The sequence below is a fragment of the Faecalibacterium sp. BIOML-A1 genome, from assembly GCF_009679715.1.
Lineage (GTDB): Bacteria > Bacillota > Clostridia > Oscillospirales > Ruminococcaceae > Faecalibacterium > Faecalibacterium taiwanense.
Window position 1 is genome coordinate 18,018 of record NZ_WKZJ01000006.1, and the last position, 14,204, is coordinate 32,221.

Consider the following 14,204-nt stretch of genomic DNA (forward strand, 5'->3'; position numbering starts at 1 on the left):
GCGATGCAGGACGTAGGGGCCTGAGGTTGGCGGACAACGATAAAATCAGTCGCAAGGGACATCGGACAGCACCACGGTGTTGTAGATGTCCCTTTTATTTTGTAAAAACGCAAAGGAGCGCAGAATCAACTATGACGAAAAAAGAAGCACTGTCCATCGTTTTTTCCTGTGCGCCATTGTATAAAGAGAATTTGGTAGACAGAAGCCTGCTGTTCATCACCACCGACAAGCACAAGAATGTCCATTGTCTGGAGGTCACGTTCGATATTGGCAACTTTTTGCACATGACAGGCTTCAAGCTGCGGAAATCCGGCATCAATGCTCGGCACTTTTTCAATCTGTGCTATGACAAACGTCTGACCGAAGCGGACTTTGATTTTTCCGCAGACGGAACCACCGAAATGAAAATGCGGGTTCTGCCCAGCCTGATGAAGAAGAACCTCTCCGCAAAAATGCTGGGCGATTATAATATGAGCCAGCCTAAGCTGTACACTGACAAAATCGCTGGTTCCCTCAGTGCCTGCATGGGGTTTGTCCGGGATGGTGGTGAAGGCCGTTTCGTACCTAACACGGTGCTGGAAGGCGATATACGAACCAAGGTAAAGGCCGCTGACCGAATCATTGCTACATATCGCAAGAGCCGCAGTGAGGAGCAGTATTCGGAAATCGTATTCACCGCAAAGAAAGTTGAATGGGAAAAGATTGTCCTTCCCGATGAATACAGCTATCTTGTCTTACCTGAATAACGAAAGAATGCCCACCCACCGATGGAACTGAATCTCCACGGTGAGCGGGCATTTTGCGTTTTTGTTCGATTCGAGTGAATCTATTCGGCTTGTGGTTTTCGCTTAACCCACGGTTTGGCTCCATAACAGGCTGATGCCGAACCGGTCCATTACTTCAACGCCACCGATAGCTGGTCATTGCCGCTATCCTCTAAGGGTATTATACATCAGTGATGTAACATTTCAAGGAAAAATATTTGCATATCATAGCAACTGGCCACCCACTGCACTGGCTAGTACGGCAGGTGGCCATTCCCTCTTCATTTCCTTCTTACAAACTGAATCGGTCAGGTCAAATCTTCACCGTTGGTTGCAATGACCTTTTTATACCAATAGAAACTGTCCTTCTTCAAACGCTTGCCATCACCCGTGCCATCATCCTGATAGTCAACATAGATGAAGCCGTATCGTTTTGCCATTTCTCCGGTAGAGGCGGACACGAGGTCAACGCAGCCCCACATAGTGTAGCCCATCAAATCCACACCATCCAGCGTAACGGCATCTCTCATAGAGGATAGGTTTTTCTTTAGATAATCGATACGATAGCTGTCGTGAATTTTGTTGTCCGATGTCAGTTCATCTGCCCAGCCAATACCGTTTTCAACGATCCATAACGGTTTATGATACCGGTCATATAGCGTGTTACAGGCCAATCGCAGACATGCAGGGTCCGTAGCCCATCCCCATGCATTGGTTTCCAGATACGGATTTTTTACTCCCATAGAGAAATTTCCGCCTGTTGTACCCAAGCCATCTTCATGCACAGTAACTGTATTGCTACCATAGCAGGAAAAACTCAGGAAATCGCATGGATACTGTTTGAGCACTTCATAGTCTTCCTGTGTATCCTGCAAAACGATGCCCTCACGCTCATATTTTTTCAATCGATATTCTGGATAGAAACCTCGCATCTGGACATCGCTGTAAAAATAACGGCTCTGCTGCATTTCCATCGCTTTGATGTTATCTGCCGGGTCGCAGGTGTAGGTATAGAGGGGGCGGTATGCCAGCATCATTCCAACACGAATTGCCGGGTCGATTTCATGTGCTAACCTGACTGTCCGTGACGATGCCACAAACATATTATGTGCCGCCTGCGCCAACTGCTGTGCATTGCAGTTGGAAATGCCTGTAACCATATACGGCGCTAGTTCCATATTGTTGATTTCATTGAAAGTCAACCAATATTTCACCTTATCATGGTAACGCTGGATTACTATGTGGGCAAATTTTTCAAAGCAGTCGATCCACACACGGTTATCCCATCCTCCGAAACGCTGCACCATGCTGATTGGAATATCAAAATGCGAAAGCGTTACCAAAGGCTCAATTCCATATTTATGCAGTTCATCAAAAACATTCTCATAAAAAGCCAATCCTGCTTCATTGGGCACAGCGTCATCTCCATTCGGGAAGATACGTGTCCAACTGATGCTCATCCGAAAGCATTTAAAGCCCATTTCTCCCATCAGTGCAATATCTTCCTTATAGTGATGATAGAAATCCGTTGCACGGTGACTGGGATAGTATGCGTCCGTTCGAATCGCAGGCGCTGCACCTTCCGGAAGTTTCGGATCAAACGCGGATGTTTCGCCTTGTTCGCCTGTAACAGGGTTCTGCCACACCACCATGCGCGGTTTCGTATGGGAACCGCCCATGGAAAAGTCTGCTACTGTCAGACCGCGCCCGTCTTCCTGATAACCGCCTTCATACTGGTTGGCTGCAGTGGCTCCTCCCCACATAAAGTCTTTGCGAAAAGCCATTTTTCTCCCCGCTTTCTCTCATTATTCCTTATCATCTCCATACTGAGCATCGTTGAACATTACATATGTAATGATAAAGCCCAGTGCAGTTGCCAACAGCATCACACCGCTTGCCACGATCAGGGACTGAACAGGGTTTGCCGGGTCGATGTAGCCGGGAATCTTAAAGATGCCAAACCCAGGAATCGTATAAACTGCGAAGCCAAAAAGTCCACCTACACCGCAGGCAATTGCGCTAGACACACAGGTCACAACCAAATATTTCATGCGAGGCATAACGATTGCATAGGTTGCCGGTTCAGTAACACCAAAGAGGGCAGAAACAGCTGCCGGAAGAGCCAGTTCTTTCAGTTTTTTACTCTTTGTCTTGCACAGGATACCAAGCGTAACACCCAGAACCGCAAAGCTCACGACACCCAGAGATGCATAGTTCGGGGAAGGAGTGCCTGCCATGACATCCATCAGCGCCGGCAGAACGATTACGCTGTGAACGCCCAGTACCACAAGGATCTGATAGAATCCGCCAATAACCACATCCGACAGGATATGATTAAAGTTATACAGCAGGTTCATTACAAAGCTGACACCATCTGCCAGCAGGTTGGCTGCCGGTCCTACCAGCATATATCCGATAGGAACCACGATCACAAAAATCAGCATCGGGGTCAAAAAACCTTTGACCATATCCGGCAGATGCTTATTCAGGAACCGCTCAGCGTACACTGCCAAGATTACAGTAAAAAATGCAGGCAACACCGTGGATGTATAGGTGTTATTGAAAACATGGCCGAACAGCTCAATGTCCACACCATTGATCGAAGGGATGCAAAGCGCCAAGCCCACTGTAACGGCTGTAAAAATATCGGATTTCATTCGCTTTGCAATATTATAGCCGATCAGCGCCGGAAGGAAGAAGAACGGAGCATTTGCAATACCGGAAAGCAAAACATAAATGCCTGCCTCTTTACTCATCCACCCCAGTGCTGTAATAAGTGCAAGAATACCTTTGATCATACCTGCTGCACACAGCATCATTGCCGAAGGAGAAAATGCTGCTGCAATAAACGGGAGAATTTTGCTGTAAAAAGGTTTATTTTCCTCAGACTGCTGTTTAGACGGTTCCGCAAAGCGGGTAATTTTGCATACTTCGTCATAGATTTCCTGCACACGTGCACCAATCAGCACCTGATACTGGCCCCCTGCAACCATAACACCCAGCACGCCATTAGTCTTTTTCAATTGTTCGGTCTGTGCCTTTTTCACATTCTTCAACTCAAAGCGCAGACGAGTGACGCAATGCGTCAGAGAAATAACATTTTCTTCGCCACCGACCAGTTCAAGAATTTCTTTTGCCAGTTCAGCACCATTTCTTTTTTCTGCCATTCCGGGAACCTCCTGTTCCTTTCCTTCCAGCTGCAGGGTCAGCCGACCGCGTTCCAATTCTGCACTGATAACGCCCTGCACCTGATTGACTGCTGCCAAATTCACTACACCGGCATCTTTGAGCATAAGATACAGCGTGCCCTTACGCGGAATCGTCCGGCTGACATTCTCCTGACCTCCGATGTACGGATAAACGCTTTGTAAGATGTCCTGTTCTGCCATTGCAGTGTCCTCCTTGTGAATGTTCGGATATATGTAATTCCTGTGCACAGAATACATCAAAGTAAAAAATCCGGAGCACACTTCACCACAACAAAATCGGCAGGGAAGCTCCCTCGTTTGCTGCGTAAAGTCCGCCCCGGATATCGCGCCATTTCAGGCTATCGCTCCAGAAACCAAGCTTTCTGTTTATTCTTGTTCTCGCTCATACACGCGCTGGATATGCATGATGAGGTATACAACTTCATCATCGTTGCAATCCCATCCGTAGGTATTCTTCAGATATTCTACGACCTTCAATGTACAGGCATAAATATCGGGATATTCACGCATTAAGGTTCTCCGAAGATTGCTGGATATATTATCCGTCTGTACGCCTGCCTGTAATCGCTGAATCAAATAACGCAGATGGGTTGCAAACCTGCTGTAATTGTAGCTATCCTTATCCAGCTGAATGTGCAAGCTGCTTTCCACGATTTCGTTAACTTTGGCAATCACCTGCATACTCAGCATCAGGCTGTGCATATCGCCGCTTTCTGCTTCGGCATTGATAAAATGCATTGCGATGCTGATTGCTTCGCTTGCAGGCAGGTTCATTCCAGTCTGTTCGTTCAGCATCTTTAATGCCATATCTGCCATAGCTGCTTCTCTAGGATATAGATGGCGAATATCATAAGCAATCGGTGTGGTCAGGTCCACACCTTTTTTCAGGCGCTCCGCTGCAAACTGGATATGGTCAGCCAGTGTAAATGGAAGATTCGGATTCAGGGAACAGTCCAATTCAATGCCTGCCTGATCTGCAATGTCAGCACAGACCATTACGATGGGCTGCGAAAGTTCTGCAATCATTCCAAGGTACTTCGGGTCAACATCGTAAAATGTACGCTCAATTTTGGAAAGATCATCCAGTTTGTATGGCATTTGTGGAAAACCAATTCCTTTGCCCATCACTACGATTTCGTGACCTGTCCGGTCAATCGCTAATGCGGCACTCGTATTGATTTTTTTAACAAGCTTCATCTGCCGCACCACTTTCCCGAAAAGACCTGTAAAAGAAAAAAGCCTCCGAAACAACACCTGACAATCCACAGATAAGGCATCAATGAACCACATTGGACCCTATTCTGTACTGCCACAAGTATCGCTTCCGAGGAATATCGCCTTGTTACGCCAATTAGTATAGCAAACTATTTTAGTGATGTCTATTGTCATTTTCAATAAATCGAATTTATGATTTTTGTCATATTCGCAAAAGCCCTTCCTGAATGATTTTATAAGTCTTACTATCACTGCTTTACCACAATAAAATTTCCAAAACCATCTTGACGTACCCCACAATCCATGATACCCTCTATCGCAAATCCCACCGCGTTAGCCGTAAATGACTGCACGGTGCGGGTTTATTCCCCATGAAGATTTTTACCGCCCCGCAACACACCCGATTCATTTTGCCGCTTACTTCACCCGACAAAATCATCGCTGCGCTGCGTGGGCGGTATTTTTCTTTTTCACAAATAAAATCTTATGTAGTTGTTCAATCTTCCGAAATTTATTTTTAGTTGTTGACTACACAACTCCAAAGTGTTATTTTTGTGCTTGAAAGAAGCAGGTTGTAGTGTCCGCACTGCGCCCGGCTTTCTTCATACTGTACCTTGAATCCTTCATAAGCCGTCTGAACGAGATACTGCGCCATGACCTCACACTTTCTGTGGGCGAGCCGGACAACGCCGCTGCAAAACAGGGGCAGGAACTGCGTTCGGTGTGAACGGTGACCATGAGCAGGGGCTTTGCCTTTTCACACGTTTTGCTCTGCAAAATTTTCAACGTGCATTGCGGTTCGACTTCTGAAATTTTCAGTGTTGCACGGAAAGGGCGAAAGCAAGTATCGACCTGTGGCCACAAATTTTCAATGCTTGAAAATGTTCTGTCACATGGTCTGCCACTTGTTGGGGAGTGCCTTCCCCAAACCCTGCTCCAGCATTGCGCTGATTTCAGCGCAAAAGCGGCGTGTCGCTTTACATAGCCCTCTCCATCCCGGAGCGGGCATTTATCATTTTCACAGGAGGTCGAATATGACTGAAATGAAAAGTCCGAACGCACACGCACGAGAGAACCGCAATGACACGCCGCGAAAACGAAAGACACACATCATCAAGGTCAGGGTGACCGCAGAAGAAAAACTGCGGATCGCATACGCCTGCAAAGAACTCCACCTCACCCAATCCGAGCTCGTCCGCCGCGTCCTGTACGGCGTGAACGTCAAGCACACCGTCGTGGTGGCGCAGGGCGGCGAGGATGCACTGGCGGCGCTTGCCGCCTTGTCTGCCCAGTGCAGCAAGGTGGGAAGCAACCTCAACCAGCTTGCACGGTACTTCAACTCCGGCGGCAAAGACACCGAGCAGCTCCGGGCGCAGATTCTGGAGGAACTGTCCGCACTCACGAACTTTCGGCTGAAAGCCGAAGAAACGGTTGGTGAACTGTATGGCAACCATCAAGCATTTAAGCTCGAAGAACTCTAACTACGCCGCCGCCGAAAGCTATCTGACCTTTCAGCACAACGAGTACACCGGTCTGCCCATTCTGGACGAGAAGGGCAGACCCAAGCTGCGGGATTCGTACCTGCTCGACACTGTTGAGTGCGGCGAATCTTCGTTCGCTATGGCCTGCCTGATCGCCAACCGTAAGTACGGCAAGAACGGCGGGCGGGAGGACGTGAAGACCCACCATTATATCATCAGCTTCGACCCGAAGGACGCAGTAGAAAACGGCCTGACCATGGAGCGGGCGCAAGCCCTTGGCTTGCGGTTTTGCAAGGACAATTTTCCCGGTCATCCCGCCATCGTCTGCACCCACCCGGACGGACACAACAGTGCCGGGAACATTCACGTCCACATCGTCATCGGCAGCTTGCGTGTCCGCACCGTGGAACGGCAGCCCTTCATGGACAAGCCGTGCGACTGGGAAGCGGGCAAGAAGCACCGCTGCACTTCTGCCATGCTCCGGCACCTCCGTGTCGCTGTCATGGAAATGTGCGAGCAAGCCGACCTGAACCAGATCAATCTGCTGGAAGCCCAAGGCGACCATGTTTCCGAGCGGGAGTATTGGGCACAGCGGCGTGGACAACGCCGTCTCGACCATGCCAACGCGAAACTTGCCGCCGAAGGGCAGCAGCCCACCCAGACCGTCTACCAGACCGAGCTGGACAAGCTGCGAAAGCAGATCTACGCTGTGCTGAATAAGACCACCACCTTCGAGGAATTTTCTGCATTGCTCATGCAGGAACACGGCGTTGCCGTGAAGGAGAGCCGAGGCCGGTTGAGTTACTGCCCGCCCGGTCGGACAAAGTTCATCACCGCCAAGAAACTGAGCAAGAAGCTGGAAAAGGAACAGGTGCTGACCGCCCTCTCCCAGAACATCCAGCTTGCAACCGCCATCCAGCCTGCCAGCGAACAGAAGCCGGATAAAATCAGGAAACTGGTTGACATTCAGGCGAAAGTTGCTGCGGGCAAGGGCATCGGCTATGAGCGTTGGGCGAAAAAGTTCAACCTCAAACGCTGGTCACAGACCCTGTGTCTCTTGCAGGAGAAAAAGCTGCTCAACGAAGATGCCCTGCACCAGCGCATTGCCGAACTGCAAACCCAGCACGACGATGCACTGGCGGTGGTCAAAGACTTGGATGCCCGCATGGTCTCCCTCAAGGAGCTGCGCGGGCATCTTGTGGTCTATCGGCAGTACAAGCCTCTTGCACAGAAGCTCCAGACTGTGCGGAATCCCGCCAAGTTCAAGGAGCAGCACCGTGCAGAGTTTGCTGTGTACGAGGCCGCTTGCGCCTACTTCAAGGCCAACGGGCTCAGGACGCTGCCGGACCTCAAAAAGCTGGATGCCGAATACCAGACCCTTTCCTCGGAGAAAAACGGTTTCTACACCCGTTACAAGAAAGCGCAGATCGAACTGCGTGAACTCCGCACCGCACAACAGAACGTGGAAGCCTTCTTCCGCAAGGAGGAGCGCAGCCACGCCGTACCGCAGCAGGAGGTCAAATGAACAACACTCTGACGGATCGATGTGTGAATAAACCCAACCTCACCCACGCCCCTCACCGGGCTTCGTCCTTTCACCTGTACCCCACCCATTGGGACGGAGGGTAGCACCTCTGTCTTTTCGGACGTAAAAAGCGCCATCTCGACCCGGCAGGCAGCGGAGCTGTACGGCTTCGCCGTAAACCGGAACGGTATGATGTGCTGCCCCTTCCACGGGGATAAACACCCCAGCATGAAGGCGGACAGCCGTTTCCACTGTTTCGCCTGTCAGGCGGATGGCGATGTGATCGATTTTGTCGGCAGACTTTTTCAACTTTCTCCCTATAAGGCTGTGGAAAAGTTGAAGAACGATTTCGGCATGGCACTTGCCGGAGGAAAGGTGCGGCTTGCTCCCCGCAGACCGCCCACCGTCCGGCAGCAGCTGCTGGACTATTACCGCTGTCTGCAGCGTTGGCGGGTCCGATACGCACCGCAGTCACCCACAGAAGAACTTCACCCCTGCTTCCTTGAAGCGATAAAGAACCTTGACATCGTTGAATATTATCTGGACTGTTCGGTGCTCCCGGACCCGCAGACCGAAAACGAGCTACGGAAGTATTGGGAGGGATTGCATGAGCGACTGGAAAAAGAGGAACGAAGATTGGCGTGATGAGGACGAACTGGAAGAAGAGGAAGAATGCGAATGCCCTTGGGTAGACAGTAAGGGCAAAGTGCGTGAAACCGCTTACTGCCAGTACCTTTTAGAGAAACACCCCATGATGTGCCTGAAACAGAAGCTGTTCGACCAGAACGGCGAGGTAGACGAGGACGCACTGCTCTACGAAGTCCACAGCGACCTCCGTGACTTTGTGCTCGACAACCTTGCCAAGAAGGAGAAGCAGGTTCTGGACGCACTCCGTATCGAAACCTATACCCCCGAATGGAAACCCCAGCTTGACCGCATCCATCTCCAGAACGGGACCTACTTTCTGGACGAGCGGGGCTTTGTGCCGGAAAAGGAACTCTGTCTGAACCGGCTCCCCGTGGAATACCAGCCCGATGCCCCCGCACCGACCAAGTGGCTGGAATTTCTGGACGGTCTGCTCATCCCGGAGGACATTCTGACCTTGCAGGAATATCTCGGCTATCTTCTGATCCCGTCTACCAAGGCGCAGAAGATGCTGGTCATGACCGGCAAGGGCGGCGAGGGAAAATCCCGCATCGGCTTGCTGCTGAAGAAGCTGTTCGGGGAAACCTCTCACTCCGAATCCATCCTCCGCATCGAAACGAACCGCTTTGCCAGTGCAAATCTGGAGTATAAGCTAGTCATGGTCGATGACGATTTGAACATGGTGGCTTTGCCCGAAACCCGGAACATCAAGTCCATCGTCACCGCCGAGGACCGTTTGTGCATCGAGCGGAAGAACAAGCAGGCTGTCCAAGGCCTGCTGTACGTTCGTTTCATCTGCTTCGGCAATGGCAACCTTGTGGCCGCTCACGATGACAGCGACGGCTTCTGGCGCAGACAGATCCTCATCACGGTGAAAGACCGTGACCCTGCCCGGGTGGATAACCCGTTCCTTATCGAAGAGCTGTCCGAGGAGCGTCCCGGCATCCTGCTGTGGATGTTGGAGGGTCTGCATCGTCTGCTGGCGAACCGCTATCAGTTCACCATCAGCGAGCGCTCCATCCAGAACCTTGAAGCAGCCATGGCGGACAGCGACAACCTGACCCAGTTCATGCAGGCCAGTGCGTATGTCCGCTTCAAGCCCGACACCGAGGAACGCTCCACCTACCTCTATCGCGCCTACACCAAGTGGTGCGAGGATAATCTGGAATCACCCGTTCCGCAAAAGAAGTTCAGCCAGTTCCTGCTGAAAAATGCAGGGAAGTATGGCCTGACCTTCTCCAAGCACATCGAGGGAAAGTACCGCGGCTTCCGGGGCGTATGCGTCCACCCCGCCTTTGCTGCGGCATAAAACACACGAAAAGTGAAAAACTCCCGCCCTACGCGCCCTAAAGCCATGGTTTTGACTTGTTATCGCTGTTTTATTCGGGCGTGTGTCCGCCCCGAAGGGCGGATGCAGGGCGGCAACACGCCCTTCGGGGCGGGAAAGAAACCCGGATGCGCCCTAAAAGGGCGCGTTCATCCCAGCCATGCGCCCTATAAAATCAACACAGAAAGGTACTTTTGTGTGGTTTGGGGCGCGTGGGGCGCGTAAATTCAAGTTCTCGCACTTTTTTGGGCTGCTGCTTCGGGTCAGGAGCGGCAGGCCCTTACATATTTACCAGCCCACGAGGGTGCAGCTCAACCGGAGCTGCGCCGGGTCTGGAGAAGTGCAAAGGAGACATGCCTATGACGAATGTCCGCAAAAATTCCGCCAAACTGACCCGTGAGGACTTGAAAATCGCACCCGAATCCCCTACAATGGAATTGTCCGAAACCCCTGCCGTAGAACCTTCTGACCAGACCCAAGCAGCCAAGCTCGTGCCGCTTGTCTACCGGGTGGACGAGATCGCCCAACTGTTGGCGATCTCCAACCGCGCTGCGTACAATCTGTGCAACACCACGAAAGATTTCAAGGTGATCCGCCTCGGTACCAGCATCCGGGTAAGCAAGCAGAGCTTTGACGATTGGTTTGCAGCGGTCTGAGGGAGGGAACATCTATGGCATCTATTATGAAACGTGGCAACACGTATTCCGTCCGATACAACTACAAAGATCATGCTGGCAAGCCCTGCAAGGGCTGGGAGACCTTCAAGACCAAGGCCGAAGCGCAGGAGCGCAAGATCACGGTGGAGAAGGAGCTGCTGGACGGCACCTTCCTCGTACCCGACACCATGACGGTAGAGGAGATGCTGTACAAGTGGATTCCCATTCAGTCCAGCAAACACAAGTGGTCTCCCAAGACCTACACCCAATCTGTGGCGATGGTGCAGAACCTCATCGTGCCGTATATCGGAAAGCGGAAAGTGCAAGACCTCCGCACCTACGACATCGAGCAGTTCTACGCCACCTTGAGCCAGACCCCTTGCGGTCAGTACGTTCACGGCGAGAAGCAGGAGCTGACGGAAAATCAGAAGAAGCGGCTGTTATCCAGCACGTCTATTCACGAAGTCCACACGCTCCTGAAGACCGCCTTTTCGTATGCCGTTGATTGGGATCTGATCCACAAGTCGCCTACTCCCCGTGAAGCCCCCAAGATCAACACCGAAGAACGCACCATCTGGGATGAGCGCACCATGTTGGCGGCGCTGCAGACCATCGAGAACCCCGCTCTGCATCTGGCGGTGCACATGAGCATGATCCTTTCGCTCCGTGAGAGCGAGATCCTCGGCTTACAGCCGAGTGATCTGGACTTTGATGCAGCAGACGGACGGGGAACCATCTCGGTGAACAAAGCCCTGCAGCGTGCCGACAAGGTCGCCTTGTCCAAAATCGACACCACCCAGATCTACCACACCTTCCCGGACAGACGGGAGGGGAGCAAGTCCTCGCTGATCCTTAAGCGGACCAAGACCAAAAAGTCCAACCGCATCCTGTACATGACCAAGCCCTTGAAAGAGGAGCTTCTGGCATGGCTGGAAAAGATGAAGCAGGACGAGCAGAGCGCCCCGGAAAAGTACAACAACTGCGGTCAGCTGTTCCGCTTACCAGACGGCTTACCCATTGCACCAGACGTTCTGACCAAGTGGTACCGTATGTGGCGGGCAGAGCACCCGGAGTTTGAGAAGATCGTGTTCCACGGTCTGCGGCACTCCAGTGCCACCTACCAGCTGCTGCAGTCTGGCGGTGACTTCAAGTCGGTGCAGGGCAACACAGGCCATGCGACCGCCACCGTCCTGATGGACACCTACGCCCACACGCAGGACAAGCCCCGGTTGGAGTTGACCGAGAAGATCGAAGCCGACTTCTACTCGCAGGATGTGGCAGGCGCAAAGCCGCAGGAACCCCCGGAAAACAAAACGCCGGTGGCAACAAAAATCACGGGTAAAATGATCCTTGAAGCTATCCGGCAGATGGACGCAGAGGAACGCCGCGAGCTGACGCGGGTGCTCTTCGCGTAAAATCCTCTTTTTTGTGCAGCGAAATACACGCTGTGCAAGCGATGCAAAGAGTTCATGGCTTTTTTGTAAAGTGTGCAGGAGATGTGCAAAAGTGTGCAGACTCTGCCAGAAAAACAAAAAAGCCATGAAATCTTTCGATTTCACGGCATTTTTTGGTGCGATGGAAGGGACTCGAACCCCCGGCCTACTGATTCGTAGTCAGTCACTCTATCCAGCTGAGCTACCAACGCATACGTTCCGTTCGGAACATGATGTATTTTATCACTCAGACTGGGTTTTGTCAACCGTTTTTTGCAAATATTTTTATCTTTTTCAAAAAGCAGCATTTTTTATGATTTTTCTTGTATCGTTTTTGTCGTTCTTGTGCTATAATAGCCTTACTATATGTTTTTAATCTGTGTCCGTGCAGGGGTACAGGAGCTTTGCGGGCAGCACCGCGTGGAGGCTGCGCCGCCGGGTTTTCTCTGCAGCGAGACACCACGGAGGGTAGATCCTATGAAACTGGTAAGCGTGGAAACTCCCGAAAAGAGTGTCTGCAAAATGACCTTCAGCGCCAGCCCCGAAGAGCTGGAAGCTGCATCCAACGCCGTTTACGAACGCACCCGCGCCTCCTATACGATCCGCGGCTTCAAGAAGGGCGAAGCGGACCGCGCACAGATCGAGGCTGACCGCGGCGAGCACACCTTCTGGTACGATGCCATCAACGACCTGATGGACAAGGACGTGCCCGCGCTGTATGATGCCGCCATGGCAGAGCACGGCTTTGTGGCTGTTGACAATCCTGTGTACGATCTTGTGAGCGTGAAAAAGGACGAGGGCTTTGTGGCCACTGCCACTGTTGCCCTGCAGCCTGAGCTGAACCTGACCAAGACCACCGGCTTTACCGCCGAGTGCGTCACCCCGGAAGTGACCGACAAGGAGATCGACAATGTGCTGGAGCGCCGCCGCGCTGCTGCCGCTGAGCTGGTGCCGCACAAGGGTCCGGCCGTAAAGGGCAACATCGTACATATCGATTACGAAGGTCTGCTGGAGGGCAAGCCCTTCCAGGGCGGCACCGCAAAGAACCAGGCCGTCCAGTTGGGCAGCGGCCGCATGATCCCCGGCTTTGAAGAGGGCATTCTGGGCCACAAGGCAGGCGAGGAATTCGAGATCTTCGTCACCTTCCCGAACCGTTACCACGCAAAGGATCTGGCCGGTAAACCCGTCGTGTTCAAGATCAAGCTGATCGACGTATGTGTGCGCCAGATTCCTGCTCTGAACAGCGACTTTGCCAAGAAGGTTGCCAATGTGGACACCATGGACGAGCTGCGTGCACAGGTCAAGCAGCAGCTGCACGACGGCAAGCACGCCGGTGCGCTGAACCGTGCCAAGGATCAGATCCTGACCCAGCTGGCCGATGCTTCTGAGGGCGAACTGCCCAGCGTGCTGGTGGAGACCACCTACCAGCAGCAGATGGAGCAGATCCAGCAGCAGCTGCAGATGCAGCGCCTGAGCCTGGATCGCTACCTGAGCCAGATCCACGAGACCCGCGAGAGCTTTACCGCCAAGGTGCGCTCTTCTGCCGAGAAGACCGCCCGTGTGCACATGGCTCTGCTGCAGATCGCGCAGCAGGAAAATCTGGTACCCACCGAGGAAGATATCGATAAGGCTCTGGCCGCTCGTGCAGAGCGCGCCAAAAAGACGCTGGAAGAGATCAAGGAAAAATCCGATATTCCCGCCATGCGCCGCAACGAGGGCATCCGCAAGGCTGCCGACTGGGTGATCGAGCACTCCACCATCGAGGACAAGGCAGAGAACCAGTAAGCGCTGACGATCTGGAATGCGCGCCGCTTCGCTCTGCGCATATTCAGTGGAAAAATCATTTATAATAGAGCAATGCCGGGCGGTCTGCGGACCGTCCGGCATTGCTTTTTCACGGGAAAGGTCGTGGAGGAAAACAGCATTTGCTGGTCAGGACGAACTCCTTC

Annotated in this window: 11 protein-coding genes and 1 tRNA gene; 8 read left to right on the forward strand and 4 right to left on the reverse strand. The window is 52.2% G+C overall.

Going from position 1 to position 14,204, the window contains the following annotated elements:
* Nucleotides 1–131 precede the first annotated feature (131 nt).
* Nucleotides 132–746, forward strand: coding sequence for a PBECR4 domain-containing protein (locus GKG36_RS08305; RefSeq protein ID WP_112122066.1), 615 nt, complete (start codon nt 132–134; stop codon nt 744–746).
* 326 nt (nt 747–1,072) lie between these two features.
* Here the strand turns inward: GKG36_RS08305 and GKG36_RS08310 are convergent, their stop codons facing one another.
* The 3 genes from GKG36_RS08310 to GKG36_RS08320 all read right to left on the reverse strand — a co-directional run bounded on the left by GKG36_RS08310 (nt 1,073) and on the right by GKG36_RS08320 (nt 5,170).
* A complete protein-coding gene (locus GKG36_RS08310) occupies nt 1,073–2,548 on the reverse strand; it encodes a family 1 glycosylhydrolase (RefSeq protein WP_112122065.1) in 1,476 nt (491 codons plus the stop codon).
* 21 nt (nt 2,549–2,569) lie between these two features.
* Complete coding sequence (locus tag GKG36_RS08315) at nt 2,570–4,153, reverse strand: PTS transporter subunit EIIC (protein WP_173012928.1); 1,584 nt, start codon at nt 4,151–4,153, stop codon at nt 2,570–2,572.
* A 186-nt stretch (nt 4,154–4,339) separates the two neighbouring features.
* Nucleotides 4,340–5,170, reverse strand: coding sequence for a PRD domain-containing protein (locus tag GKG36_RS08320; protein ID WP_112122080.1), 831 nt, complete (start codon nt 5,168–5,170; stop codon nt 4,340–4,342).
* Between the two features lie 1,052 nt (nt 5,171–6,222).
* Between GKG36_RS08320 and mobC the strand changes: the two genes are divergently transcribed.
* The 6 genes from mobC (at nt 6,223) to GKG36_RS08350 (ending at nt 12,237) form a co-directional block, all read left to right on the forward strand.
* Nucleotides 6,223–6,669 (forward strand): plasmid mobilization relaxosome protein MobC, encoded by a 447-nt coding sequence (gene mobC, locus GKG36_RS08325; protein WP_112122063.1) that lies wholly within the window; start codon nt 6,223–6,225, stop codon nt 6,667–6,669.
* Entirely contained in the window at nt 6,632–8,194 is a 1,563-nt protein-coding gene (locus GKG36_RS08330; RefSeq protein WP_112122062.1) for a relaxase/mobilization nuclease domain-containing protein, read from the forward strand. Before mobC ends, GKG36_RS08330 begins: the two co-directional genes overlap by 38 nt.
* A 192-nt stretch (nt 8,195–8,386) precedes the next feature.
* The gene (locus tag GKG36_RS08335) at nt 8,387–8,839 is read left to right on the forward strand and encodes a CHC2 zinc finger domain-containing protein (RefSeq protein ID WP_279236577.1); all 453 of its coding nucleotides are present in this window, start codon (nt 8,387–8,389) and stop codon (nt 8,837–8,839) included.
* Entirely contained in the window at nt 8,802–10,148 is a 1,347-nt protein-coding gene (locus GKG36_RS08340; RefSeq protein WP_154260194.1) for a phage/plasmid primase, P4 family, read from the forward strand. Before GKG36_RS08335 ends, GKG36_RS08340 begins: the two co-directional genes overlap by 38 nt.
* 371 nt (nt 10,149–10,519) lie before the next feature.
* Complete coding sequence (locus GKG36_RS08345; protein ID WP_112122043.1) at nt 10,520–10,822, forward strand: helix-turn-helix domain-containing protein; 303 nt, start codon at nt 10,520–10,522, stop codon at nt 10,820–10,822.
* A gap of 14 nt (nt 10,823–10,836) precedes the next feature.
* Nucleotides 10,837–12,237, forward strand: a complete 1,401-nt coding sequence (locus GKG36_RS08350; protein ID WP_112122042.1) for a site-specific integrase — start codon at nt 10,837–10,839, stop codon at nt 12,235–12,237.
* Nucleotides 12,238–12,390: 153 nt separating this feature from the next.
* On the opposite strand, the gene GKG36_RS08355 is transcribed toward GKG36_RS08350, so the two are convergent.
* Nucleotides 12,391–12,467, reverse strand: a tRNA-Arg gene (locus GKG36_RS08355).
* A gap of 265 nt (nt 12,468–12,732) precedes the next feature.
* On the opposite strand from GKG36_RS08355, the gene tig reads away from it, so the two are divergent.
* Complete coding sequence (tig, locus tag GKG36_RS08360; protein WP_154260196.1) at nt 12,733–14,040, forward strand: trigger factor; 1,308 nt, start codon at nt 12,733–12,735, stop codon at nt 14,038–14,040.
* The last annotated feature ends 164 nt before the right edge of the window (nt 14,041–14,204 follow it).

Excerpts from the sequence above, each read along its gene's own strand:
- GKG36_RS08305 (WP_112122066.1), top strand. The coding sequence starts at position 132 with ATGACGAAAAAAGAAGCACTGTCCATCGTTTTTTCCTGTGCGCCATTG.
- GKG36_RS08310 (WP_112122065.1), bottom strand. The coding sequence starts at position 2,548 with ATGGCTTTTCGCAAAGACTTTATGTGGGGAGGAGCCACTGCAGCCAAC.
- GKG36_RS08315 (WP_173012928.1), bottom strand. The coding sequence starts at position 4,153 with ATGGCAGAACAGGACATCTTACAAAGCGTTTATCCGTACATCGGAGGT.
- GKG36_RS08320 (WP_112122080.1), bottom strand. The coding sequence starts at position 5,170 with ATGAAGCTTGTTAAAAAAATCAATACGAGTGCCGCATTAGCGATTGAC.
- mobC (WP_112122063.1), top strand. The coding sequence starts at position 6,223 with ATGACTGAAATGAAAAGTCCGAACGCACACGCACGAGAGAACCGCAAT.
- GKG36_RS08330 (WP_112122062.1), top strand. The coding sequence starts at position 6,632 with ATGGCAACCATCAAGCATTTAAGCTCGAAGAACTCTAACTACGCCGCC.
- GKG36_RS08335 (WP_279236577.1), top strand. The coding sequence starts at position 8,387 with ATGTGCTGCCCCTTCCACGGGGATAAACACCCCAGCATGAAGGCGGAC.
- GKG36_RS08340 (WP_154260194.1), top strand. The coding sequence starts at position 8,802 with ATGAGCGACTGGAAAAAGAGGAACGAAGATTGGCGTGATGAGGACGAA.
- GKG36_RS08345 (WP_112122043.1), top strand. The coding sequence starts at position 10,520 with ATGCCTATGACGAATGTCCGCAAAAATTCCGCCAAACTGACCCGTGAG.
- GKG36_RS08350 (WP_112122042.1), top strand. The coding sequence starts at position 10,837 with ATGGCATCTATTATGAAACGTGGCAACACGTATTCCGTCCGATACAAC.
- tig (WP_154260196.1), top strand. The coding sequence starts at position 12,733 with ATGAAACTGGTAAGCGTGGAAACTCCCGAAAAGAGTGTCTGCAAAATG.